Origin of the sequence: Bradyrhizobium embrapense (assembly GCF_001189235.2) — a bacterium.
Lineage (GTDB): Bacteria > Pseudomonadota > Alphaproteobacteria > Rhizobiales > Xanthobacteraceae > Bradyrhizobium > Bradyrhizobium embrapense.
Genome location: NZ_LFIP02000001.1, coordinates 959,076 through 983,556, shown reverse-complemented (window position 1 = coordinate 983,556; position 24,481 = coordinate 959,076). Strand labels below are relative to the sequence as shown.

Below are 24,481 nucleotides of genomic sequence, written 5' to 3'. Positions count from 1 at the left end.
CGTCACGCGATTGCCGACATCCGCGCCCGGGCAGTTGGCCTGGGTGCCGGCCTGATGCGCCGCGCCGGTGGCCTCCTGATGCGTGTCCGCGACGGCTCGACGAAGGCCCGCGATACCTTGCTGACGAAGGCGTCCGGCATGCGGTCGCGTTTTGCAGCTTCCGCCGATGTTGCGAACGAGGCAGCGGATACCGGATCCACGGCCGCGGGCATCGACCCCGAAGACGCCGATGAATCCGGGCTCATTGCGCTCGCGATCTTGCTGCGTTGCCACGGAATCGCTGCCGACCCCGGCCAAATCCACCACCGGGTCGGCGCGGCGCGCCTCGGCGTTACTGAAATCCTGCGCTGCGCCAAGGAGTTCGGGCTCAAGGCGAGGGTGCAGCGGACCAGTTGGGACAGACTTGCAGTCACGCCGCTGCCGGGAATTGCACTGCTGCGCGACGGAAGCTTCCTGATTCTCGGCAAGCTCATCGACGGCAAGCTTCTCGTTCAGCGCCCGCTGTCTCCGCGCCCTGAAACGCTTTCCCAGGCCCAGCTCGAGGCCATCTGGGATGGTGGCCTCATTCTGATGGCCCGGCGCGCCGGCCTGACTGATCTCGCGCGACGCTTCGATATCGCCTGGTTCGTCGGCGCCATGCAAAAGTATCGCCGTCTGCTCAGCGAAGTGCTGGCGGCGTCGTTCTTCCTTCAGATCTTCGCCGTCGTCTCACCGTTGTTCTTCCAGGTGGTGATCGACAAGGTGCTGGTGCATCGAAGCATGAGCACGCTCGACGTTCTGGTCATCGGCCTCGTCGTGTTGACTGTGTTCGAAGCCATTCTCGAGACGCTGCGCGTCTATCTGTTCGCGCATACGACAAACCGTATCGATGTCGAGCTCGGTGCCAGGCTGTTTCGCCACCTGATGGCACTGCCGATCGCCTATTTCCAGACTCGCCGCGTCGGGGATTCGGTAGCCCGTGTCCGGGAGCTGGAGAATATCCGCCAGTTCCTGACGAGTTCGGCGCTCACGCTGGTCATCGACCTTCTTTTCACGGTCGTCTTCCTTGTCGTGATGTTCTACTACTCGACGACGTTGACCTGGATCGTGCTCGCGTCCTTCCCGTTCTACATCGGCATATCGGCGGGAGCCGCGCCGCTGTTCCGCGCGCGCCTCGATGAAAAGTTCAATCGCGGCTCCGAGAACCAAGCCTTCCTGGTCGAAAGCGTCACCGGCGTCGAGACCTTGAAGGCCATGGCGGTCGAGCCGCAGATGCAACGCCGCTGGGAAGAGCAGCTCGCCGGCTATGTAGCCGCAAGCTTCCGTGTGCTCAGCCTGAACAACACGGCGAGCCAGGCCGTTCAGATGATCAACAAGCTGGTCATCGCCGCGACCCTTTACTTCGGCGCGCGGCTGGTGATTGGCGGAGAGCTGACCGTCGGCGAACTCGTCGCGTTCAACATGCTGGCCGCGCGCGTCAGCACGCCGGTGCTGCGGCTTGCGCAGGTCTGGCAGGACTTCCACCAGGCCCGTCTGTCGATCGATCGTCTCGGCGACATCCTCAACACCATTCCGGAGCCGAGCTTCACTCCGTCCCGCGCCGCCTTGCCGCCGATCCGCGGCCAGGTGAGGTTCGAGCACGCGACGTTCCGCTATCGCATCGACGGCCCCGAGGTGCTGCACGACGTGTCGTTCAGCATCGAGCCGGGCCAGGTCATCGGCATCGTGGGCTCCTCGGGGTCGGGCAAGAGCACCATCACCAAGCTGATCCAGCGTCTCTATGTTCCGGAGAGCGGACGCGTACTGGTCGATGGCGTCGACCTCGCAATGGTCGACCTGAGCTGGCTGCGGCGCCAGATCGGCGTCGTGCTGCAGGAAAACGTGCTGTTCAACTGCACGATCCGGGACAACATCGCACTGACCGATCCGACCATGTCGATGGAACGCGTCATCGAGGCGGCAATGCTGGCCGGCGCGCACGACTTCATCCTGGAGCTGCCCGAGGGTTACGACACCATCGTGGGCGAGCGCGGTAGCAGCCTGTCCGGCGGACAGCGCCAGCGTATCGCAATCGCGCGCGCGCTGATCACCGATCCGCGCATCCTGATTTTCGACGAGGCGACCAGCGCGCTGGATTACGAGAGCGAGCGCGCGATCCAGCAGAACATGAGGCGGATTTCCGCCGGCCGGACGGTCATCGTTATCGCTCACCGGTTGTCGACCGTGCGCAATGCCGACCGGATCATCACGCTCGAGCATGGCCGCATCGTCGAGGACGGCAGCCATGATGAGCTGATCCAGACCAATGGCCGTTACGCGAACCTTCATTACCTGCAGGCTGGTATCCATGACGTCCGCTAGTCGCAATATCGTCCCGTTTCCGAGGCGCGAACTCCGGCGCCGGGAGCACGAGCTGGCATTTCTGCCGGCGGCGCTCGAAATCGCCGAATCGCCGCCGTCACCGATCGGGCGTGCGATCGGAGCGAGCATCATCGCAATGTTCTGCATCGCGCTCTTGTGGGCGACGCTCGGCAGCGTTGATATCGTCGCCACGGCGACCGGCAAGATCGTGCCCGGCGGCCGCACCAAGCTGATCCAGCCGTTCGAAACCGGTGTGGTCCGCGCCATCAAGGTCCGCGACGGCCAGAGCGTGAAGGCCGGCGACGTTCTGATCGAGCTCGATCCGACGATGACGGAAGCCGACCAGGAGCGCCAGAAGAGCGATCTGCTGGCGGCCGAACTCGACGCAGCGCGATTGCGGGCGGCACTCGCGCCCGATCCGCTCGCAGCCTTCCGTGCTCCGCAGAACGCCAGCGCCGCCGATATCGAGATGCATCGCCAGTTCCTGATCAGCGAGCGCGCCGAGCAGAATGCCAAGCTTTCTGAAATCGAGCGGCAGCAAGGACAGAAGGAAGCGGAGCGGGAGACGACATCGGCGAGTGTTGCCAAGCTGGAAGCAACCATTCCCGTGCTGCAGGAGAGGGTCGATATCCGCAAGGGCCTCGTCGAAAAGGCCTTGGCTTCCAAGGTCGTCTATCTGTCCGAGTATCAGGAGCTGGTCGCCATGCAGCAGGATCTCGTGCTGCAGAAGAGCCGGCTGCGCGAAGCCGATGCGGCGATCGCGCTCCTGAAGGAAACCAAGGAAAAGGCTGCCGCGGAGTATCGCCGCGCGACCTATGATGCGCTTGCGAAGGCAGAGCAGAAGGCTGCGAGCGCGGCGCAGGAGGTGATCAAGGCGGATCGGCGCACCAAGCTCCAGCGTCTGACCGCGCCGGTCGACGGGGTCGTGCAGCAGCTTGCCGTCCATACGGTGGGCGGCGTGGTGACCCCGGCTCAGGCGCTCGCAGTGGTGGTCCCCAGCGAAAGTCAGCTCGAGATCGAGGCCATGCTCTCCAACCGCGACATCGGGTTCGTCCATCCGGGGCAGGCGGCGGAGATCAAGATCGATACCTTCAACTTCACGCGTTACGGACTGCTCCATGGCGACGTGCTCAGCGTGTCGACGGATGCCATCACGCGCGACAAGATGCAGGGGGCGAATGACCGCCCGTCGGGCGCCACGTCGAGCAGCAGCGAGCCGAAAGGTCAGGAGCTGGAATATGCTGCGCGGGTTTCGCTTGACCGGACCCACATGCAAGTGGAGGACAAGCTGGTCAAGCTCAGCCCGGGCATGGCGGTGACGGTCGAGATCAAGACGGGTACGCGCAGGATCATCAGCTATCTGCTCTCGCCGCTGGCGAAGTACAAGCAGGAAGCGTTGCGGGAACGGTAAGCAGCCGTCTTGCTAGGCGAGGCCTTGTGCCGCCGGACCAAGCCGGGCGCTAGGCAGGCCCCATGCGGAAGTTGGAAAGGCCCGGATCGACGGTGACGCGATCCGGGTCGGCGCATCGCAGCTCAGACGTTGAGGCAACAGCTTTTGGCGTCGTTGTTGAGCGGCCCAGCGACCAGGCATTCTCGTCTGCGGGCAATCGAGGCTGGGCCTCATTAACTGTCCCGCAGATCACGGGATCCGTTCGGACACCCTGACACATAGGCACGGCGCGCGAGGTATCCGCCGCGAACAATCTCTACGCCACGCCGGGGGTACCTCGCTCCGCCGGAATGTTCGTCGGCATCGTCTGCCGTATACCGATCTCGTCGCCGCTCTGAAGGCGCGGCACGGCGCCTACCTCCGGGCAACCTCTCAACGCATTCTGGTTACTTCGGATGGTGTGCTGTTCAGCTTGCGAATTCAATGCCACTGTTGGGGATCGCTGATTGTGGCGGGATAGATCAGCCGGCATCGGAGGGGCTAGTCACCTTGTGCGGCTTCGTCGGCATATTCGAATTCAAAGAACCGTTAGAATCTGCGCGCAACCGGGCGCTGGAAATGGCAAAGACGGTCAGGCACCGTGGGCCGGACTGGAGTGGCATTTATTCCAGCGAACGCGCGATGCTCGCGCACGAACGCCTTTCCATCGTCGACGTCGAGCACGGAGCTCAGCCCCTCCTCGACGTCGTCGCCGGGCGGGCGTTGGCTGTGAACGGAGAGATCTACAACCATGTCGCCCTGCGCGACGCACTGAAGCGGCCGCACGATTGGAAAACGAAATCAGACTGCGAGATTATCCTATATCTCTACGACGAGTACGGACCGGCTCTGTGCAAGATGCTGAGCGGCATTTTTGCGTTTGCCCTCTCCGACGAACGTACCGGCGAGTTCTTCGTCGCCCGGGACCACATCGGCATCGTGCCGCTTTATATCGGATGGAGCGGGGACGGCGTGACCTATGTCGCCAGCGAAATGAAAGCTCTCGATCCGGTGTGCGAGACGATCCAGGAGTTTCCGCCGGGACATTACTATAGCGGCAAAGCCCGCGAATTCGTTCGGTGGTACGATCCGGAGTGGGCGCATGTGGTTCCAACCGAGAAGGCGTCGTTGCACGAGCTCCGGACTTCGCTCGAAACCGCAGTCAAACAGCAAATGATGTGCGACGTACCCTACGGGGTACTTATTTCTGGTGGGCTCGATTCCTCGCTCATCGCAGCGCTCGCGGCGCGGCACCGCTTCAAACGGATCGAGTCTGGCGAGACCGAGGAGGCCTGGTGGCCAAGGCTGCACTCGTTCTCCGTGGGCTTGGAAAATTCGCCCGACATGAAGTATGCCCGTAAGGTGGCGGCTCACATCGGCACGGTCCATCATGAAGTTGTATTCACCGTGCAGGACGGGTTGGACGCATTGCCCGATGTGATCCGGCATCTGGAAACCTTCGATGTCACCACCATTCGTGCCGGCACGCCGATGTATCTGATGGCGCGCAAGATCAAGGCAATGGGCATCAAGATGGTGCTGTCTGGGGAGGGCGCCGACGAGGTGTTTGGCGGCTATCTCTACTTCCATATGGCCCCATCAGCGGAAGAATTCCACGAGGAGACCGTTCGAAAGCTCTTTGCGCTGAGCAGGTACGATTGCTGTCGCGCGAACAAGGCAACCGCTGCCTGGGGGGTCGAAGCGCGTGTACCGTTCCTGGACAAGGAATTCCTAGACTACGCGATGTCGATAAACCCTGCCGAAAAAATGTGCCCCGGTGCGAAGATCGAAAAGGGCATACTGCGGGAGGCTTTTACCGACCTGTTGCCGCAGGAGATCTTGTGGCGTCAAAAGGAACAGTTTTCGGACGGCGTCGGGTACAGCTGGATCGAGTGCTTGCGGAATCATGCCGAAGGCAAAGTCTCGGATCAGATGTTCGCGGAGGCGGACAAGCGCTTTCCGAAGCAGACGCCGACCTCGAAGGAGGGATATTTCTACAGGACCATCTTCGACAGCATTTTCAGGAATCCGGCAGCCTGCCTGACCGTCCCGGTCGGTCCCTCGATCGCGTGTTCGACGCCGACCGCATTCCTCTGGTCGCAGCAGTTTGCGAGCATGGATGATCCATCTGGAAGGGCGGTGAAGGGCGTGCATATTGAGGCCATTGATAACGTTTAGGCAGCTGGGTGGCCAGGAAGCTCAATTTGCACTTGCTGCCCCGAAGAGCCGCAGCTTCTTTTTGGGCAGGTTCGTGACGATCGTTCGTAGCGTCCGTTTGGCCTCGCGGAGCTTCGCCTCGATGTGGCGTTCAGGACCGTCTCTGCCGATCGCGATCCACTTCATGGCATACTCGCTATTTGCCAGGTGGGCCTTGTGCCCTGCGCCGCCAGCCAGGAAATCGTAACCGCGTTCCCCGCGCGCGACGCTGTCCTCGATGGCCAGCACATGGCTGACGAGTCCGGGCTTGAGCCGGCCATCGCTTTCATAGAGAAAGCCGCTTTGGTAGTTCAGGACTCGGCCGTCATGCACGAAGTTGTAAACCACCCCAATCGTCTGGCCTCCGACCAGCGTCCGTGAGATGCGGACCGCTCCCGTGGCTATTCCGCGCGCGATGAGATCCTCGTGGAACGGGCGGAAGCCCGGATTGGCGAAAGCGCCCTTGCGTCCCCATCGCGATCGATGAAAGTCGCTCAGCAGATCGAACGCAGCCAAGGCTTCCCTCGTCGTTTCCATGATCCGGAATTCAAGGGGACCTCGTTCGGCGTACAATCTCATGGCACGGCTCACGGCCTGGCGAGTGCTGCGGCCCAGCGTGGCGCGATAATCCTTCTTTTGTTGACGGACTTTCGCGAAATCAACCCACAGGGCGGTATCGGCGTGCTTCTCCTCGCTGACGAGCCCCGTCTGGCCCGCCGCGCGGCAAGCGGCCAACTCGAGGTCAGTATCAATTCCGGAAAGCACCAACTGGTCCGACCGGCGCAAGTGGGACATCAGCGCGTCGAGACCTGCCGGGATAATGGTGTCCGGTTGCTCGGCAAGAATGCTGTTGCACTCGATGAACAGCCGGTCGAAACGGGAATCTCCGGATTCATTGAGCAGCCAACGTGCCCGCGCATGCGGCCCAAGACTCCAGGCTCTCCGCCGGCCAATGATCGCCAACCCGACGATCTTGCCTGACGACCGTGCGACGAGGACGTGCGGCTGCGTGCCATCCGGAATATGCCGTAGCCAGGTGCCGATCCAGAGCCAAGACAAAAAGAACGAGTGGGGGGCCCGAGCTTCGAGCTCCTTCCACGCGGTCTCAAGCCAGGCAATGCTCTTCAAGGCCTCCAGGCTCACATCGGTGACGGCATCGGGCATGCTCATGCTTGTTCAACACCGCGGGGCCGCAAGCGCGCTTTGACGAGAGAACAAGGGCCCTGCTGCAACGATCGCGCATAGTCCAATGATCGGGCGAGCCTGGTCACACACGTATCCTTCTGGCGGTCACGTCATTGGGCGCCTGCGACCGTCGCCTCGGGCGGGCGGATAGCGGTACTATATCTGGAATTCCACCGATATGCGGACCCTTTCTGGTTACCTACTCCCGCGACTTGCGCCTTCGGCGCGACTGTGCCGAGGGGGCTGCGAGCGGCTAGCTTTCGGCTGGCGCCGGCGCTCCGGCGCGATACGCTCTGGCAGCCATCGCGCTTTGAGCGCACCATTTCCGCAATTGTGAGAACGGCTACGATGGTCGAGATAGAGCCTGAGCCGAGACCAGGAACGCTCCGAGTTGCTCGACCAGATCTGCGGCGATCGACTGGTCGACCATCAGAATTGTGGTGCCCGGTGTCTGGTCGGACGACCAGACGCCCTGAGCGGAGATCGCAGCATGATCGGAGCGCACCTTCACAAGCACGCGGGTTCTCTCTACGTTGAGACGCTCACCGACGAGATTGGTCCCTTCCACAGCGCCGCCGGCAGTCTGCCTGCCAACAGCGACTGGCGAAATCTCCAGTATCGCCTGGGCCAACCAGATCGCGTGCTTGTATGGAATAGTCCAAATGGCCGAGCCATGATCGGCATCAACATCAACTCTAAATGCCAGCCCGTCATCGGAGCTCTCGATCCCGAGAAAACCCTTGATGGTTTGTCGCTCAAGCGTGCCGTCTCGATTGGTCAACGCGGGCCTCGATCTTGCTTTCGCGCTAGTGAGGGTTGCTATTCCAAAACTCCACTTTCGAGTGAGCTGATCGCTCCTCAACTGGGCGGGACCGTCGCTCCCTAGGCTGGAGCGGCGATCCCTTGTCGCACGATATGTCTGGTCGGGGTGTGGGTGTCCGCCAATCCGCACGACTGGGGACACGGTAAATCGGCAAACGCCTGCGGCAAATTGCCATTCTGAACTAGTCCCGACCAAGAGGTGCAACAGCACGTCGCCTCTTGGCGCAAAGGTATTAGCGCGCCGCAGCAATTGCAGAATGCTGGTGACGAAATTCGAGAGAGACGTAAAGTCATTGGTCGAGGTTGACCGACGGCGGCTGAATACGGACAGCGACACGGTCGGAGCCGTCCAAGTTAGGCCACCCGCAGGAGCGGATTAGGCCATTGGCGCACCATCATTGGGACAACAACACCCCGTGTAATTCAGACGGGGTGAGTTCAGGCCCTGAGTCTCGCACCCCGGTAACGGCCCCGGTCTATCGCCCAGATCGGGGCTGTTTCTTTCCGGCGGAGCAGCGGCAGGTACCCCGCTCATCAGGAGCGCAACAGTTTCCTGGCCCTACCGTATGATACGAGCGACGCGGGCGCAGTCTGCTCGATCGAGGACGTCGGCTATGAAGCCTCGGTGTAACGGACCGGGCAGAACCAAATGAAGAAGGCCGCCAGATAAGGCGGCCTTGCTCTGCAGTCCTGGGATTGGTTTCCGTCATTCAATTCGGCATGAGTCGCGGCGAGGATGGCCTCGCGCTCAAACGTGCACTTGTCTCTGCGTACCGGGCGAGCTTGATCAGCGCTTCCTTGGCGGCACAGGGGGCGAGCGCTGCAGCTTCGTCCCGAAGCTCTCTGGCTCGCTCTGCAAGCCGCGCTTCGAGAGTATCCCGCTGAACCACGCGGTGGCGTAATTGTCCCATGCGCTTTTCCTCGACAGGTCCCCACCCGGAATTTACGATTCGAAGCTTTAACCGTGCGTAAAAGCTCTCCGGAGGAAGCAGTTCTGGGAGGTCAAGACGGCGCCAAGTGGGCGCGAAGAGGGCGCCAAATGGGACAAATTGCGAATTGCCTGGGAAAGGGCAGATTTTGCTGAAGGCTCAATGAGGAAGTCGAGATTCGCTCCCCGACAGGCTGCGGTGCTTGAGCAGATGGTGTGTCGATCTCGCAACGTCTCAATAGTTTCGCTGGGTATCGGGCGTGCTGGGCTTCACGTCGTTGCCAATTCGTCGTCTAATGACGGCGGACCTTCGGCGGGTGATTTTATTTCCAAGACGTTCATTTGAGATCGGGTCCAAGAGGTCGCTGTCCAGCGCCAGCGGCCTCTTCGTTTTGCTCACTGAATTGCAAAGGACCGTCCAATGCCGATACAGGTGTGGGCCGTTGCCGCTTCGATCGGCTGGACAGCCGTTGTGGGCACGATGCTGCTGTATATGATTTTCGGCCCCGGCTAACGCGACGATGCGCTGCTGGTGTCCGACCGGTGGGCAGGGCGAGGCAACCACGACACGATATCTCGCGGCCGAAACATTGTCATTCCACGCCGACGTTTCACGTCATCGGCGCGACGCCCAAACGCTCGGGCTTCTGCGTTATCCGGGGAATTTTAGCTTAACGGCAGGCCTGAGCCGCGCTTCTCATTGTCGCCATGCTAGCTCATTTTTTTCGCCATACTCCCTGATTAACCAATCGAGCCTAGCAGTCGGGGGGCAATCCCACTGCAACGGAATGTGTGGCGGTCACCGCGATACATTGGAAATCCGCTCGTGGCGCAAGGCGTTGCGAGCGCGTGGTATGTCGCGCGCCTTCGCGCTGCGCGGCAGTGGAATTCCCTTGTAAACGTCAAAAGAGAAGAATCTCTGCGACCCACGGAGGTCTGAATTGGATACGACTGGGACAATCACATCATTTTCTTCCACACCGATGACGAGGTTTTCGATCGGGGGCGACGTCTACGGCGTGCAGGATGCGAGCACGAGCTACAGCCTGACCAATCCTGACCCGCAAACTCTGCGTTTCGAGGTCCACCAGGGTGATCATGCCTGGTACGACGACTCATCTGTCGACCGCTCCGAGGTTTCAGGCGCGGGCAACATTCCGGGCGGCACTCCGATCAACTTGAACTATCAGTTCATGGTGGAGGCAAATGGCCCCAACGGGTCATTTACGAATACGGCAGATGGCTGGTTCATCGTCGGCCAGATGCACAATGATGATAACGCGAGCGGCGTCGGCACCTCGCCGCCGTTTGCGATCCAGCTTGTCGGCGATCATCTGCAGGTCGTCGCCAGATATGTGCAGCCGGGCCAGGATCCGAGCAACGGGGCCGGCAATGTGCAGATGCTCACGCTCTGGACTGATCCCAATCCGATCAAGACGGGCGTGTACAACAACATTCAAATACAGGCCGACGTCTCGAACACCGGTGGCGGGTATTTGAAGGTCTCGATCAACGGGACCCAGGTCGTGAACTACAGCGGCCCCTTGGGCTATGGGCAGGCCACCAATTGGGAGTACGGGGTCTATCGGTCGACGGCGCCGGAGACCGTTGCGGTCGATTACCGAAACATGACGCTGTTGACGGGATCGGCGGCGACATCGGCGCCGACGCAGCCGACCACGAGCACCACGACCGACCCAACCACTACCTCAACTGCGACCACAGCTCCAACCGGTATTGTCGCGCCGACTGTAACGCCGGACGCCACTTCGCCGGCGACCGCAGTGGTGAGCCCGGTGGCGGCTGCCACAACGACCGACCCCAGCGTCCTGGGCGCCATGGGAGCGATGGGCCTGGCGCCGACATCGGCGTCCGGTTGGTCGGCGCCAGTGACCGGCGCAAGCGCTGCAAGCCTGCCAAGCATGGATTTTTCGCGTTTCGGATTTGACACCGGTACGCTGGCAGGCGCCGCGCCGCAGACGACCAATTGGTGGGGAGACCAAGGCACGGCCGCCGCGTCTCAGCAGAGCAACAGCTATGCGCTGCTGAACCAGTATCTGGCGGGCAGCTCGGGTGGGGCCAATGGCGGTATGATCGCCGTGGCCATGAGTGGCCCTGCGTGGACACAGAACTCGTTCCTGACCAAGCCCCAGAGCTAAAGGACGGCTCGGCCGCGCGCGGTTCGTCTGCGCCGGCGCGCCTACGTGGCGCCTCGGGTAGATACCACAGGCCGGCCCGATGGTCGGCCTGTGTCACGTTGTCCTCGTGAAGCAATTGATCTTCACGATGTCGATCCGCCCATCCTGACGGGCTCGAACGTTCGAGAGTGGGCTGCATTGGTCTGCGAACGCCCCCTCGGGATCCGCGTGGTTCCCGCTCTTCTCTTCGCATTCGCGCTACGAGCCATCCGGTCGATCGCGAATATTCCGTTCGCTGCAATGCCACGAAGGTAGCTGCGCCTGAACGGGTGTTCGTGCCGGCACGAGCGGTCCGGCGACCGGCAGCAAGCGAAGCGCTTTCCGAGCCGGCCCGCCTCGTTGTTCGGCGTCCTTCAGTGCGGATCTTCGATTACCAAAATGAGTACCGCATATTAGGTCAGCAAAACGTCCCGAAAGCGGTCAAACCTCGCTGCTGACTTGGAGCATCCCCGGAGAGGACTGTGGGCCGGTTGGCTATCATCGCACTCGCGATCGCAATCGCGGGGCTTCTGAGCGGCGGCGTCTACTCGGTGTCGAGTTCAGGCCTCAGCACTGCAATAGTCATCAATCGCTTCACCGGCGCAGCGTGGTCGTGCAGCGTCGTTTGCGAACTCATCGAAACACGCCGGAATCCAAAATGAGGCATTTGGGCCTCGATGCGTGCATGATCTGCTGCGCCAGGCACGCCGGCCTGATGTCGCTTACGCGGAGAGCGTGCACGTCATCGCAAGTCGGGGCACGGACCGCGGCTGGGGCAGCGTCTCGCGGCGTGGAAGTCGCGCCAATGAAGTGGCGCTCGTCGGCGACAATATTCTGGAAATGGCATGGCCGCGCCTGCGGCGGTCGCTGGCTCGTTTTCGTCGCCGGACCGACAAATTCCCCGGAGATATTGTTCGTGGCATCGGCTGCCTCCGTAAGGGGACGGTAAGCCAGTCCAGGGGCTGACCACGACGTTTCCTCGAGCGAGGTCGAATTGTCCGCAGCTGGCAGCACGCCGCAGAGGGCCACTCAGCGGGACCAACCGGCGAACGCCAGGCACGGCCTCCCGGCCCGCTGTACCGGGGCTGGAGGAGGTCAGGGCGGTCCCGCCGACATCCGGCCGAGCTGCCGGCTCGGATCGTGGCCGGCAGTGGATCGGCGCTTCTTGCAGGCTGCCGTCTAGCTGCCGCGATAGCCACTCGGGTTCTGCATCTGCCAGCGCCAATGATCCGTGCACATCTGTGTGAGTGATCGCCTTGAGGTCCAGCCCAGCCGATTTTTTGCGAGCGTCGGATCCGCGTAGCAGATCGCGACATCACCGCTCCTGCGTTGGTCAATCACGTAAGGAACTGGCCGGCCACTCACGGTCTCGAATGTTTTCACCACCTCCAGGACGCTGCTGCCGCTTCCTGTTCCGAGATTGATGGTCAGAACGCCGGGTTGTTTCAGCGCGCTCAAGGCGCTCAGATGTCCGGATGCAAGATCGACGACATGAATGAAGTCGCGGATGCCGGTGCCATCTGGGGTATCGTAGTCATTTCCCCAAACGTGCAGCTTCTGACGTCGCCCGATGGCGACTTGCGCCACGAGTGGCAACAGATTGTTGGGTACGCCGAGCGGGTCTTCTCCGATGAGTCCGCTTTCGTGGGCGCCGACCGGATTGAAATAGCGCAGGATGGCGATCCGCCAATCGCTGTCGGACCCATGGAGATCCCTCAGAATCTCTTCGACAAAATACTTTGTGCGACCGTACGGATTGATTGGGCCGACGGGGTGCTTCTCGTCCAGCGGCAGGTATGCGGGCGTACCATAAACCGTTGCGGAGGAACTGAAGACCAGCGTTTTCACATCGGCACGCGACATCGCCGACACCAGCCGCATCGTTCCAACAACGTTGTTCTGGTAGTACGTCATGGGTTGAGTGTTGGACTCGCCGACCGCCTTGAGCCCGGCGAGGTGAATGACCGCGGTCACGCCGTGGGTGCGCAGGACCTCGTAGACCGCCTCCTCGTTGCAGATATCGATATGCCGGAATACGAGCGATCGCTCGCAGATGTCCTGCACCCGTTCGAGCGATGCGCGATTGCTGTTGCAGAGATTGTCGACTGCAACGACATCTAGCCCGGAGTCGAGTAGGGCGACTGCGATATGTGACCCGATATAGCCGGCGCCTCCGGTCAACAGGATCATTCTGATTCCATTTCCGTTCCGCGCCTGCACGCGCGCGATCACCAGGCATTTGCGGTTGTCCTGGCAACGCCCGCGTCAGGCGTTTGCGCCAACACCAAAGCGGCCGGCACCAATGGTGCCGATCGCCACATCGATGGGTGCCGCATCCATCGATGTGGCACGAACTCCGGCTCGAGATATCCGGTCGAAAGCTTCCCCGGCGGGTGGCCGAACCAATTTCGGCTATTTCCGCAGTCGGATCGCTCCCTCGGCCTTCGAACCGATTTCCTTGCGGGCGTGGCCGTTCGTAAGAGGAACTTCGAAGTAATTGACCGCATGGTCAATTGAACCGAGCGGCGCGGGCCGCCCTGTCCTCGCGATTTTAGGAAGTTCTCTCTTTGGTGGGAGGAGGCGCTCGGTTGCGTCAGCGGCCGGGTACGCCGTCGCGCTTGATGGCCGAGCTATAGGTCGATGGTTCAGCCCCCAGATCGCCGCCTGTGTTCTGTTCTGAACACGAATCTTGCGGAGGATCGCCTTGATGTGGACCTTCACCGTAGCTTCCGCGATATCGATCTTGCGTGCGATGCACTTGTTGGAATCGCCTTCGATCAGACACTGGAGAATGGAGATTTCTCGCGGCGAAAGCTGCTGTGCGAGCCTGCTGTCGCCGTTCGCCGTGGCTTGACTATCATCGAGGCGTGGAGGGACACCGTCCGCGTCGCGCTTTTCGATTTCAAGAGCGGACGTCAAAAAGTCGGTCGGTAATACCGTTCCGCCCATCATGACGAGCTCGATGGACTTGATGAACGCATCGCAGTTCATCACGTCGATGAAATAGCCGGTGACGCCAGCTCGGATCGCAGCAGTCAACTCGCTCAATCGATAGTGATCTGCGACGACAGCAATGCGTCCATCCGCGTGACGGCGCTTGAAGCACTCGATCTGCTCGATTGTAGGTGCGAAATCATCGCCACTGTGAACAACCAGGAACAGTGCCGGACAGGCTGAATCGCTTCCGACATTGGCCTTGCCAGGCAAATCGTCTGCATCGGAAATTGAAGCAAAGACTTGAAAATTTTCGGAATTTAGAATTCTGGCGAGACCTTCTTTGCGAAGACTGTTTTCACCACCAAGCACAATAGAAAAAGAATATTGTCGTCTCATGGAACTCTCCTGGACGCTACAAAAAATGAAACAGGCTCATCGGTTGAATCCGACTCGTTTCTTGGATGGCTTGCCAAGCCAAAACAGAGCGACGCATTGAAAATTGCTTGTTCAAATTCCGGTCGCTTGGACAGAAATTTGGGGCGAAAAAGCCCTGAGCATGCGTCAAAAGATTTACTAATATTAGATGCTAATCCCCAATATCCCTATATACCGTTGGTTATAGACATTCGTTGGGATGTCGCTCGTAATATCACGTCCGTATTTTCACGGGGCGCGATCTCCGCAGACCGGTCGAACAGCGCTCGCTTAGGGGGGCGTCGATATCGCTGCGCAATCTAAGATTGTAAAACGGCGGAATTCGGCCTAGCCGCGATGCCAAAATTTTAGTTGAATGCTCCAAATTGAAGTAGCGTGGGGATCGATATTGGGGGCGCCGATTTGAAGTGGGAACTGAGGATTGGCCGAAATGCATTTCAGTCGCGTAGTTATTGCTAGCAGATATCCCGTTGTTTTATTAGGCCTGAACTATCTGCTGGAAGCAGAACGTGATTTCGGGGTCGCTGCTCGATGCAGCGATAGTGCGAGTTGCCTAAGTGCAATTCGCGCTCTTGCGCCCGATATCGCCATTCTGGACATGTCGATGCCTGACATTTTTGGGCAGGCATTGCTCGATATCGCAAATTCCCGGACTCCTGCGGTTCGGCTCGTGTTCCTCGCAACCTCCGTCGAGGATCGCGACCTCACCATGTTGGCAGAAATGGGCGCCTTTGGCGTCATCCTGAATGACGAGGAGCCCGAAACTCTTCTCCAGACATTGCGGCAAGTCGCGGACGGCCACAGGATGCTGCCTGCGCCTTCGAGCGAGGTCGCGATCTCTTCTGGGCAGTCCGCGATTTTAGAGAAGCATCTTGCCGTACTGACGGACCGGGAGCGTCAGATCATGCGTCTGGTGTCGGAGGGGTTGTCAAACAAGGAGATTGGCCGTCGTTTGAGGGTAACGGACGGCACCATCAAGGTTCATCTGCACCACATCTTTCGCAAGCTCGAGATCGGCAACAGGACGGCTCTTGCTACGCTCGCGGTCTCATACGCAGGGCAAAGCGCCTTGCCTCCCGATTGACGCGCGAGCTCTTTGACTCGGCAGGATATCAACCGACCTGGCGTTCGGGTGCGACAGCGCACGAACGCCGTCACGCGACAATTGGGCCGGAAGCCAAGGCGAACGAACGTCAGGGGGCACAGGTCTTTTGATGTACCTTTCGATGTAGTCAGCCATACATCTAAATATCCACCAGGGCTGCTTGTTTTCGCGCTTGCGTGATTGTTCAATCGGAGAAAATTCGCGTGAACGGGAGCGGCCGCTCCAGAAGGAATGCTCCGGTGCGCACGAGCGCTCCTGCGATCGGAATTCAGGTATGACGCCTGACTGGCCTGAGCTCGACCTTACCCGACGTTCCGGTGCCGGCGGGTCCGATGGTCGTGGCGCGTCGGCTTCGAACCAGAATTTTCATGCTGCCCTGGCCCGCTCGGGGCCTCGATGGTTGCAGCCCGCCGAATTCGACGTCAGTCAGACTCTTGTCGAGCCGGCAGCGCCCGTTCCGGGCCTCCTTGATAGAGGAGTTGAGCCTGCGGGTGGGATCATCGTGCCGGTTCTCGGGGATGATCGCCTGGAGGTTCTCGCATGCATGCTCGAAGTGAGGCACGATATCGTTCGCGCGATGGGCGCCTTCCTCAGCGAAGCGGAACGCAGGCGCGCTGAATGGTTGAAGTCGGAGCGGGACCGCCGCCGCTTCATCGCTTGCCGTGGACAGCTGCGCCAGGTCCTCGCTTCCAGGTTGGGGATCGCGCCGTCCGATGTCGAACTGGAATATGGACAGCTGGGAAAACCCCACCTCTCACACCGGATGCCTTCTCGCAATTTGCGCTTCAGCGTCTCTCGATCCGAAGATGTAGCGGTCATCGCGCTCTCGACCGGGCAGGAGGTCGGCGTGGACATCGAGGCAATTCGCCCCGTGCCCGAAGCGGACGAGATCGCCGCGCTGTGTTTTTCCGCCTCCGACTACGAGTCCTATGCGGCCCTCGGTCCGGACGACCGGCTGGCAGGCTTCTTCCGGCGCTGGACGCGGCTGGAGGCTATTTCCAAGGGGCTGGGATGCGGCTTGGGACATCCCGGTTCTTCGGACGACAAGGATTGGGGTGTCCGAAGTTTCATACCCAAAACGGGGTATCTCGGGTGCGTCGTTGTTCGGAAATGAATGGTCCTCCGGACTGCAGTTTCCCCGATGTAATCATTCATCGAGGATAGCGAGAAGCTTGGCCAACTTGCTCGAAAGCATGCAATTTCATTCCAAACCGCGCTTGTTTGAGACACTTCGCGGTCGCAGTCGAGAACACGGGAATAGCCTATGCAAGCGCGCGTGATGCAGTTTTCGGAACTGCTTGCAGACCTCGCGGTCAAGGACATCAAGGTCTGGGTCGAGGGCGATCGGTTGCGGTGCAGCGCTCCGGCAGGCGCGATGACGGCGGAGCTTCGCGATCAATTGCAGGGGCGGAAGGGTGAGATCATCGCGTTTCTGAACCTGGCCACCGCCACGGCCACGCAACAGCCTGCCATCATTCCTTTGCAGTCGCGCGGAACACGCACGCCAATTTACGCCGTACCCGGGCATGTCGGAGCGCCCGCCTCATTCTCGGACCTGTCGAAGCATCTGGGCGGCGATCAGCCGTTCTATGCGCTTCAACCGCCCGGCTTCGACGGGCTGAGCAAGCCGATGGACCGCGTCGAAGATATCGCCGAGTACTTCGCCCGCCAGATCCTGCAGTATCAGCCGGTCGGTCCGTATGTCATCGCTGGTTACTGCTCCGGCGGTCCAACAGCATTCGAACTGGCTAAAGCCCTCACAAAGCGCGGAGCGGATATTCCGTGCGTCGCTCTCTTTGGTCCCCTTCACCCCGCCACCCATCAGGAATTGCCGCGACTGCTGTACTTCACTGCCTGGGAGACGATCCGATCGGTCCGGAGATCGACGGCGAAGTTGCCGACATTTGGCGCGCGTCTTCGATATTTCGGCAGCCGCCTTCGCGAGCGCGCCTTCATGCGCCTCGTGCGCAAGGAGCCTGCCGCGACGGATCCGGTGCTGGCCAGCAGAGCTCTGCTGAAATCCACGGCGATGGCGGCATTTCGGCGGTATATTCCCACTCCGTACTCAGGCCGCGTATGCATCTTCCTTCCGAACAGGGCCTGGCTGCGATCGGGCGCGGCACCTCATCGATGGCGGCTGGTGGCGCCCGATGCCGAATTCTATTTTGGCCCCGACGACTGCGACGAAGTCTCCATGCTGAAAGAGCCTGACGCACCTGCCGTCGCAGAGCTTTATCGCCAGGCAACGCAGAAGCTCAACGATTGACGTGATCTGATTTTGGCTTGCCGGATGGGAGCGCATTTCATGAATGAAGTCCTGCCTATCGTAGCGGAAAGTGTGGCGCTTCCTGCGCTGCAAGATGCCGATCATCGGGCGCTGGTCGTCGAGTACAACGCCACGTCGGCGCACTACCCATCGGACAGGACGATTGTCGATCTTTTCCATGATCAAGCGATGCTCAGTCCTGATGCTGAAGCGATCCGGTTTGGCGATACGATGCTGACATATCGGCAACTCGACGAACGCTCCAACCAGATGGCCGCGCATCTGGGTTCAAAAGGCACGGGGCCGGGTCGGATCGTCGTTGTCTTCATGGAACACTCCATCGAGGTCGTTGTCGCGATCCTGGGCGTCCTCAAGGCAGGCGCGGCCTATGTGCCGATTGATGCGGCGACGCCGAAAGGGCGCATTGCTACGATCCTGAAAGACATTTCCGGCGGAACCGGCGGGCGAACGCCGGTGGTCATCACTCAAACGCGTCTGCAGTCGGTCGTCTCTCCGGACCTTGCCGACATTTTCGTGCTCGACGCTGATTTCGCTTCGATCCTGGATCAGCCAGGCTCGGCCCGACCGTCCGCCGCGACGTCGGCAGGCATCGCCTATATCATCTTCACCTCAGGCTCGACCGGCACTCCCAAGGGCGTCGAGATCGAGCACCGCAGCCTTGTGAACTACATCTGGTGGGCCGCGCGTGTGTACAGTTCCGGCCAGCCTCTCGCTTGGCCGCTTTTCTCATCTCTCGCCTTCGACCTCACCGTCACAACGCTCTTCGCGCCGCTCATTACCGGTGGCCGAATCGTGGTCTATCTTGGCGATCCCGGGTTGAGCAACATGGTCGTGCTCAAGGTCGTGGATGACAATGCCGTCGATATCATCAAGCTGACGCCGGCGCATCTCGCGATGATCCGCGACCGCGATCTCGAGGCCACGAGATTGCGCAAGTTCATCGTGGGCGGCGAGGACTTCAAGACCGAGCTGGCGCGCGACATCACGAAAGCCATCCCTCATCCTGTCGAGATTTATAACGAATACGGACCAACCGAAGCCACAGTGGGCTGCATGATTCATCGGTTCGACTCAGACCGGGATCAATCAGCGTCGGTGCCGATCGGCGTTCCGGCCGCCAATGCGGGAATTTACGTTCTCAGCAAGGAATATCAGCCGACCGGCCGCAACGTCATCGGTGAGATGTTCATCGCAGGCGATGGTCTCGCGAGAGGTTATTTCAATCGCCCCGATCTGACTGAAGAGCGCTTCCGCACGGTTACGGATCCCCGAGATGGCTTTTCGAGGCTGCGGCTGTACAAGACGGGCGATCTTGCCCGCTGGAGCTCGGAAGGGCGCCTGGAATTTCTCGGCCGCGTCGATCATCAGGTGAAGGTCGGCGGCACGCGTATCGAACTGGGCGAGATCGAAGCGCGGCTTCTCAAGCAGCCCCACGTTCAGGAATGCGCTGTCGTCGCCGTTCCCACTCCGGTGGGGAATGCGGAAGATGGCGCAATCACGCGACTTGTGGCCTACTATGTCGCCTCGAAACCTCTGACCGTGGCGGAGCTGCGCGCCCACCTTGCCGAAGAACTCCTGGAGTCCATGGTTCCGACGCACTATGTCTGCCTCGAACGTATGCCGCTCACGTCCAACGGCAAGATCGACCGCGCGGCGCTTCCCGAGCCGACGGCGGACAGCATTCAGCCGGCACACGAGTTCGCCGCCCCGTCAACGGAGACCGAGAAGGCGTTGGCCGCCCTGTGGTGCGGTCTTCTCAAGCTCAAGTCGATCGGACGCCACGACAACTTCTTCGACCTCGGCGGGGAGTCGCTCCTGGTCGTGAGAGCGGTGGCGCGCATGCGAAAGACCTTCGGCGTCGACGTGCAGCTCCGCAACCTGTTCGAGCGCCCGACCGTAGCTGAACTCGCGGAAGTGATCGACGGGATGCGCTGGGTGGCCGATTCCAGAGCTGCTTCACCCTCGGGCGGACCGCGAGAGGAAATCGAACTCTAGTCTATTGCAAGGGCCGCAATTGATGCTCAGGGCGCCGATCCGGTCTGGACCTTGAGTTGGACTCATGGAACGGACGACGATGATGGACAAAGCTTGGGTACCGCAGCAAGAACCGGGGCTGCCTTGGGCGGCCGCGGAATATGAGCTCTTGCGGGACCAGGTCCGCCGCTTTGTCGAGGAGGAGATCAAGCCCTGTGCAGATCGCTGGGAGGAGGCGGGGGGCATCCCGCGTCCGGTCCTGCGGCGCATGGGCGAACTTGGCTTCTTCGGCATCCGCTATCCGGCCGAGTACGGCGGTGCCGAGATGGACGCCGTCGCATCGACGGTCTTCGCAGAGGAACTCGGGCGCTCCACCTATGGCGGCGCCGCAGACGCAATGCTGGTCCAGGCCGAGATGGCTTCCAGCTATGTCTTTCACGACGGCACCAAATCCCAACGCGCTCGCTGGATGCCGGGCATTGTGAGCGGCGAGGTGATCACCGCGATCGCCATCACGGAGCCGGATGCGGGCTCGGACGTGAAGGCCATTCGCACGCGCGCGCGCCGAGACGGCGACTCCTACGTGCTCGATGGTACGAAGCTATACATCACCAACGGCGTCTGTGCGGATCTCTACTGTGTTGCGGCCAAGACTGATGCTGCGGCAGGGAGCAACGGGATCACGATGTTCCTCGTCGAGAAGGGCACGCCGGGCTTCAGCGTGGCTCGCGAGCTGGACAAGCTCGGCTGGCGCTCCTCCGACACGGCCGAGCTCGTCTTCGAGGGTTGCCGCATTCCTGCCGAGAACGTGCTCGGCGCGGAGGGGCAGGGCTTCTACTCCATCATGCGCAACTTGCAGAACGAGCGCCTTGTGCTCGCCGCCATGGCGATCGGGATGGCCGAGGCGGCGATCGATATGACCCTCACTTACGTGAAAACGCGCCGCGCATTCGGAGGCGTCCTTTGGGACTTGCAGGCGATCCGTCAGCGTCTTGCGATGCTTGCTGCGAGGGTGGAGGCAAGCCGCGCGCTTCTCTATGCTACCGCCTGGCGCATGGCGGCGGACGACGACTGCATGCGCGAGATCTCGATGTTGAAGGCTCTCTGCGGCGAACTCGTCAACGAGGTGGTGTATGCGTGCGTCCAGTTCCACGGAGCCATGGGCGTCATGCGGGAGAGCCCGATCGAGCGTGTGGCGCGCGACGCTCGCATCCTCTCCATTGCCGGCGGCGCGACCGAGGTGATGCTGGACGTGGTCGCATCAATGTCGTGAGCTTGCTGCGGAAGCTGAAGCGACCGCCGCTCGGCAACATTCGCACTGACCGCAATTGGCGTCCGCGGGATTGCGGTACTAAATGTCGCCGAGCCACCGGTCGATTTCTCTGGATCCGACGATCCGTTTTGGCTGGTGCGGATTGATCGTTCCGGCCGAAAGGCTCTTCACTCTCTGGTCCTGCGCCAGCGTCCTGGTGAACTGCTTCGCTTCCTGCTCGGATTTGAAGGTCGCAGTCCTTCGCGCATGCCTGTCGGGTGGAGCATCGCGTTGATCAACGAAGGAGACGTACCAGACGTGGCCTTGCGTCATGTGGCGACCTCCGAGATTGGGTCCAGGTGCGAAAACCAGGTGGCGAAAACAAGGCTCGGCCAACCTGAGCGAGCCGGCGGCCGGGTCCACGGATAAGGGATGAAAATACGGCTTCCGTTCGAAGTGTTCCCAGGGTCTTTCTAAGTAGTTCTTCTGAGCGGTCGGTCGCAGATCACGCTTTCAAGCCGCGCGACGCGACGGCAGGACCGGGATCCGCGGCCGCCATAGCGGCGATTGACAGGTAATTATTACATGTATAAAAATATGCAAATTCATATAATATGAGATGCCCGAATGGACGCGCATCCGCTCAAGCTCAAAGTGCAGTCGATCGTTGCGGAGACGTCGGTCATTCGCAGCGTGGTGCTCGGCGTGGAGGGCGGTGCCGTGCCGGAGTGGCAAGCGGGTGCGCATGTTCGCGTGTTGCTGCCGGGCGGAGGGGACCGGCCGTATTCCCTGATGGCGCTGCCGGACCTGCCCGAAGGCACTGTGGCGCTCGGGGTACTGCGCGAGGAAACCTCAGCCGGCGGCTCAAAGTTCATCCATGCCCTTCAGGTCGGCGACGTCGTCAGAACGACCGCGCCGCTCAACAATTTCGCTCTTCACGAGGGTGCCGCGCCGGCGTTGCTGTTTGCCGGCGGCATCGGCGTCACGCCGATCCTATCGATGGCGGCGGTGCTGAAGGCGCAAGGAAACTGGTTTCGCCTGCATTATGCCGGACGCATGCCCGGGCTGCTGGCTTTCCTGCCGCAGCTGCAGGCGATCTGTGCGGAGGGCCTGGCGGTCCACTACGACAGCGATGCGTCCCGCCTCGATATCGCGGCTGCGCTCGGCGATGCGCCCGCAGGTGCCCACGTCTATGTCTGCGGGCCTGCCGGCATGATTGACGCGGTGAAGGCCGCGGCGCTTGCCAAGGGCATCCCGGCAGACCGCATCCATTTCGAGCTGTTCAAGGCGGAGCAGCCAAGCTCTGCGAACCGGCCGTTCGAGATCGAGCTCAAGTCGACCGGGCAGGTCATCACGGTTGCGACCGACCAGAGCATCATCGAGGCGCTGGAAGCGGCGGGGCTCGACGTGCTCTATGATTGCCGGCGGGGCGATTGCGGCATCTGCCAGTGCGGCGTGATCGCGGGCGTGCCCGACCATCGGGACGTCATTCTCAGCGACGACGAGAAGGCGTCCAACAAGGTCATGCAGATCTGCGTGTCGCGTGCGAAGTCGGAGCGGCTTGTGTTGGATCTCTGAGCGGAGGCAAGAGGCGCCATGGCGAGATACGGAAAGGATGCCCGCGCGATCGGCGGGCTCGTGCGCGACGCCGAGGTGCATCGCGACGTCTATGTCGATCCTGAGATCTTCGAGCTCGAGATGGAGCATCTGTTTCCCAACAGCTGGATCTATGTCGGGCACGCCAGCCAGTTGTTGAAACCCGGCGATTTCATCACCGCGACTGTCGGCCGGCAGCCGGTGGTGGCAAGCCGCCATACCGACGGCTCGATCCACCTGTTCTACAATCGCTGTCCGCACAAGGGCGTCAAGATCGCCTCCGAACCGTGCGGCAACACCGGAAAGTTCTTCCGCTGCCCCTATCATGCCTGGTCGTTCAAGACCGACGGCTCGCTGCTCGCGATCCCCTTGAAGAAGGGCTATGAGGGCACCGGATTCACCGACACCCAGGCGAACGACGGGCTGTCGCGGATCAGGAATGTCGTGGTCTATCGGGATTTCATCTTCGCGCGCCTGAGCGAAAACGGCATCGGCTTCGAGGACTATTTTGGCGAAAGCCTCTCGACCATCGACAACATGGTCGACCGCTCGCCGGAAGGGAAGCTCGCCGTCATGGCCGCGCCGATTCGCTACATGCACACCTGCAACTGGAAGATGCTGGTCGAGAACCAGACCGACACCTGCCATCCCATGGTGGCGCATGAGAGCTCGGCCGGCACCGCCATCAAGGTCTGGCAACGCGAACAGGGCGACTCCAAGGAGACGCCGATGGCGGTGCAGCTCTATGGCCCCTTCATGAGCCCGTACGAGTTCTACGAGCAGAGCGGCATCCGGATCTGGCCCAACGGTCATGGCCATACCGGCGTCGCCAATTCGATCCATTCGAACTATTCGGACGTCGAGGGCTATCTCGACCAGATGATCGCAACCTATGGCGAGAAGCGGGCGCACGAGATTCTGGGCGAGGTTCGGCACAACACGGTCTATTTCCCGAACATCATGGTCAAGGGCGCGGTGCAGATCCTGCGCAATTTCATCCCGATCGCGGTGGACAGGACGCTGGTGGAGAGCTGGGTCTATCGGCTGGTCGGCGCGCCCGACAAGCTCTACGAGCGTGCGCTGATGTATAATCGCTTCATCAACGCACCGACCTCGATCGTCGGGCACGACGATCTCGAAATGTATGAGCGGGCCCAGGAAGGGCTGAAGACGAACGGCAATCAGTGGGTCAATCTGCGCCGGCTCTACGAGAGCGACGAGGAGCCCGACGTCACCGCCGTCATCAACGGCACGTCGGAGCGCCAGATGCGGAACCAGTTCCATGCCTGGGCCAAATTCATGACCATGGATATGGACCAGCCCGGCGAGGCCGCGGAATGATCACCGAGAAGACGATTACCGATTTCATCTATCGGGAAGCCGACCTGCTCGACACCATGCAGTGGCAGGCGTGGCTCGATTTGTTCCACCCCGAAGGGCGTTACTGGATGCCGCTGGAGTGGCAGCAGCAGGACCCGGTGCTGCAGCCGTCGCTGATGTACGAGGATCTGCTGTTGATGAAGGTACGGATCGAGCGGCTGGCCGGCGAGCGCACCTTCAGCCAGAAGCCGAAGAGCCGCTGCCATCATCTGCTCCAGGCGCCGCAGATCCTGGCCTGCGATCCGGCGGCCGGCATCTTCAGGGCAAAGACCTCCTACATCTACACCGAGACGCGCGGCGACGCGCTGGAACGCTTTTCGGGATGGGCGTCGCACGATCTGGTCCGGGTCGGCGATGACCTCAAGATCAGGCTCAAGCGCATCGACCTCGTGAATTTCGACGCGCCGTTCGGCAATATCCAGCTTTTCATGTGAGTGC

General features: G+C 61.1%; 17 protein-coding genes. 12 read left to right on the top strand and 5 right to left on the bottom strand.

The window, feature by feature from the left end:
• The first annotated feature begins 138 nt into the window (after nucleotides 1–138).
• The 3 genes from AKN83_RS04920 (at nucleotide 139) to asnB (ending at nucleotide 5,947) form a co-directional block, all read left to right on the top strand.
• Entirely contained in the window at nucleotides 139–2,340 is a 2,202-nt protein-coding gene (locus tag AKN83_RS04920; RefSeq protein WP_430641502.1) for a type I secretion system permease/ATPase, read from the top strand.
• Nucleotides 2,327–3,751 carry an HlyD family type I secretion periplasmic adaptor subunit gene (locus tag AKN83_RS04915; RefSeq protein ID WP_050401264.1) on the top strand — a complete coding sequence of 475 codons (1,425 nt, stop codon included), beginning with the start codon at nucleotides 2,327–2,329 and terminating at the stop codon, nucleotides 3,749–3,751. Before AKN83_RS04920 ends, AKN83_RS04915 begins: the two co-directional genes overlap by 14 nt.
• A 462-nt stretch (nucleotides 3,752–4,213) precedes the next feature.
• A complete protein-coding gene (asnB, locus tag AKN83_RS04910) occupies nucleotides 4,214–5,947 on the top strand; it encodes an asparagine synthase B (RefSeq protein WP_083991925.1) in 1,734 nt (577 codons plus the stop codon).
• Nucleotides 5,948–5,968: 21 nt separating this feature from the next.
• Here the strand turns inward: asnB and AKN83_RS04905 are convergent, their stop codons facing one another.
• Together AKN83_RS04905 and AKN83_RS04900 are read right to left on the bottom strand one after the other, a co-directional pair.
• Entirely contained in the window at nucleotides 5,969–7,135 is a 1,167-nt protein-coding gene (locus tag AKN83_RS04905; RefSeq protein ID WP_083991924.1) for a GNAT family N-acetyltransferase, read from the bottom strand.
• Between the two features lie 358 nt (nucleotides 7,136–7,493).
• Nucleotides 7,494–7,931 carry a hypothetical protein gene (locus AKN83_RS04900; protein WP_050401263.1) on the bottom strand — a complete coding sequence of 146 codons (438 nt, stop codon included), beginning with the start codon at nucleotides 7,929–7,931 and terminating at the stop codon, nucleotides 7,494–7,496.
• A 1,910-nt stretch (nucleotides 7,932–9,841) separates the two neighbouring features.
• Between AKN83_RS04900 and AKN83_RS04895 the strand changes: the two genes are divergently transcribed.
• A complete protein-coding gene (locus AKN83_RS04895) occupies nucleotides 9,842–11,059 on the top strand; it encodes a heparin lyase I family protein (RefSeq protein WP_157113211.1) in 1,218 nt (405 codons plus the stop codon).
• Nucleotides 11,060–12,256: 1,197 nt separating this feature from the next.
• On the opposite strand, the gene galE is transcribed toward AKN83_RS04895, so the two are convergent.
• On the bottom strand, nucleotides 12,257–13,267 hold the full coding sequence (galE, locus tag AKN83_RS04890) for a UDP-glucose 4-epimerase GalE (RefSeq protein WP_050400217.1): 1,011 nt from the start codon (nucleotides 13,265–13,267) through the stop codon (nucleotides 12,257–12,259).
• 222 nt (nucleotides 13,268–13,489) lie between these two features.
• Nucleotides 13,490–14,410, bottom strand: a complete 921-nt coding sequence (locus AKN83_RS04885) for a LuxR C-terminal-related transcriptional regulator (RefSeq protein ID WP_050400218.1) — start codon at nucleotides 14,408–14,410, stop codon at nucleotides 13,490–13,492.
• A 469-nt stretch (nucleotides 14,411–14,879) separates the two neighbouring features.
• On the opposite strand from AKN83_RS04885, the gene AKN83_RS04880 reads away from it, so the two are divergent.
• The 5 genes from AKN83_RS04880 (at nucleotide 14,880) to AKN83_RS04860 (ending at nucleotide 21,088) form a co-directional block, all read left to right on the top strand.
• Entirely contained in the window at nucleotides 14,880–15,533 is a 654-nt protein-coding gene (locus AKN83_RS04880; protein ID WP_050400219.1) for a LuxR C-terminal-related transcriptional regulator, read from the top strand.
• Nucleotides 15,534–15,828: 295 nt separating this feature from the next.
• Complete coding sequence (locus AKN83_RS04875) at nucleotides 15,829–16,668, top strand: 4'-phosphopantetheinyl transferase family protein (protein WP_083991923.1); 840 nt, start codon at nucleotides 15,829–15,831, stop codon at nucleotides 16,666–16,668.
• A 150-nt stretch (nucleotides 16,669–16,818) separates the two neighbouring features.
• The gene (locus tag AKN83_RS04870; protein ID WP_050400221.1) at nucleotides 16,819–17,820 is read left to right on the top strand and encodes a thioesterase domain-containing protein; all 1,002 of its coding nucleotides are present in this window, start codon (nucleotides 16,819–16,821) and stop codon (nucleotides 17,818–17,820) included.
• Nucleotides 17,821–17,859: 39 nt separating this feature from the next.
• On the top strand, nucleotides 17,860–19,836 hold the full coding sequence (locus AKN83_RS04865; RefSeq protein WP_244521885.1) for a non-ribosomal peptide synthetase: 1,977 nt from the start codon (nucleotides 17,860–17,862) through the stop codon (nucleotides 19,834–19,836).
• 64 nt (nucleotides 19,837–19,900) lie between these two features.
• Nucleotides 19,901–21,088 (top strand): acyl-CoA dehydrogenase family protein, encoded by a 1,188-nt coding sequence (locus tag AKN83_RS04860; RefSeq protein ID WP_244521884.1) that lies wholly within the window; start codon nucleotides 19,901–19,903, stop codon nucleotides 21,086–21,088.
• Nucleotides 21,089–21,166: 78 nt separating this feature from the next.
• Here the strand turns inward: AKN83_RS04860 and AKN83_RS04855 are convergent, their stop codons facing one another.
• Nucleotides 21,167–21,400: a hypothetical protein gene (locus tag AKN83_RS04855; RefSeq protein WP_050400224.1), complete on the bottom strand. Its 234-nt coding sequence runs from the start codon at nucleotides 21,398–21,400 to the stop codon at nucleotides 21,167–21,169.
• Nucleotides 21,401–21,694: 294 nt separating this feature from the next.
• On the opposite strand from AKN83_RS04855, the gene AKN83_RS04850 reads away from it, so the two are divergent.
• The 3 genes from AKN83_RS04850 to AKN83_RS04840 are packed head-to-tail and all read left to right on the top strand — an operon-like array spanning nucleotide 21,695 to nucleotide 24,477.
• Complete coding sequence (locus tag AKN83_RS04850) at nucleotides 21,695–22,645, top strand: PDR/VanB family oxidoreductase (RefSeq protein WP_050400226.1); 951 nt, start codon at nucleotides 21,695–21,697, stop codon at nucleotides 22,643–22,645.
• Nucleotides 22,646–22,663: 18 nt separating this feature from the next.
• Entirely contained in the window at nucleotides 22,664–24,004 is a 1,341-nt protein-coding gene (locus tag AKN83_RS04845; RefSeq protein ID WP_050400227.1) for an aromatic ring-hydroxylating dioxygenase subunit alpha, read from the top strand.
• Complete coding sequence (locus tag AKN83_RS04840; protein ID WP_050400228.1) at nucleotides 24,001–24,477, top strand: aromatic-ring-hydroxylating dioxygenase subunit beta; 477 nt, start codon at nucleotides 24,001–24,003, stop codon at nucleotides 24,475–24,477. Before AKN83_RS04845 ends, AKN83_RS04840 begins: the two co-directional genes overlap by 4 nt.
• Nucleotides 24,478–24,481 lie beyond the last annotated feature (4 nt).

Bases quoted from the DNA above. Each gene is read 5' to 3' on its own strand.
- AKN83_RS04855 (WP_050400224.1), bottom strand. From the start codon at position 21,400: ATGACGCAAGGCCACGTCTGGTACGTCTCCTTCGTTGATCAACGCGAT.
- AKN83_RS04850 (WP_050400226.1), top strand. From the start codon at position 21,695: ATGGACGCGCATCCGCTCAAGCTCAAAGTGCAGTCGATCGTTGCGGAG.
- AKN83_RS04845 (WP_050400227.1), top strand. From the start codon at position 22,664: ATGGCGAGATACGGAAAGGATGCCCGCGCGATCGGCGGGCTCGTGCGC.
- AKN83_RS04860 (WP_244521884.1), top strand. From the start codon at position 19,901: ATGGAACGGACGACGATGATGGACAAAGCTTGGGTACCGCAGCAAGAA.
- asnB (WP_083991925.1), top strand. From the start codon at position 4,214: ATGCCACTGTTGGGGATCGCTGATTGTGGCGGGATAGATCAGCCGGCA.
- AKN83_RS04920 (WP_430641502.1), top strand. From the start codon at position 139: ATGCGGTCGCGTTTTGCAGCTTCCGCCGATGTTGCGAACGAGGCAGCG.
- AKN83_RS04865 (WP_244521885.1), top strand. From the start codon at position 17,860: ATGAATGAAGTCCTGCCTATCGTAGCGGAAAGTGTGGCGCTTCCTGCG.
- galE (WP_050400217.1), bottom strand. From the start codon at position 13,267: ATGATCCTGTTGACCGGAGGCGCCGGCTATATCGGGTCACATATCGCA.
- AKN83_RS04905 (WP_083991924.1), bottom strand. From the start codon at position 7,135: ATGAGCATGCCCGATGCCGTCACCGATGTGAGCCTGGAGGCCTTGAAG.
- AKN83_RS04885 (WP_050400218.1), bottom strand. From the start codon at position 14,410: ATGAGACGACAATATTCTTTTTCTATTGTGCTTGGTGGTGAAAACAGT.
- AKN83_RS04915 (WP_050401264.1), top strand. From the start codon at position 2,327: ATGACGTCCGCTAGTCGCAATATCGTCCCGTTTCCGAGGCGCGAACTC.
- AKN83_RS04875 (WP_083991923.1), top strand. From the start codon at position 15,829: ATGACGCCTGACTGGCCTGAGCTCGACCTTACCCGACGTTCCGGTGCC.
- AKN83_RS04880 (WP_050400219.1), top strand. From the start codon at position 14,880: ATGCATTTCAGTCGCGTAGTTATTGCTAGCAGATATCCCGTTGTTTTA.
- AKN83_RS04840 (WP_050400228.1), top strand. From the start codon at position 24,001: ATGATCACCGAGAAGACGATTACCGATTTCATCTATCGGGAAGCCGAC.
- AKN83_RS04870 (WP_050400221.1), top strand. From the start codon at position 16,819: ATGCAAGCGCGCGTGATGCAGTTTTCGGAACTGCTTGCAGACCTCGCG.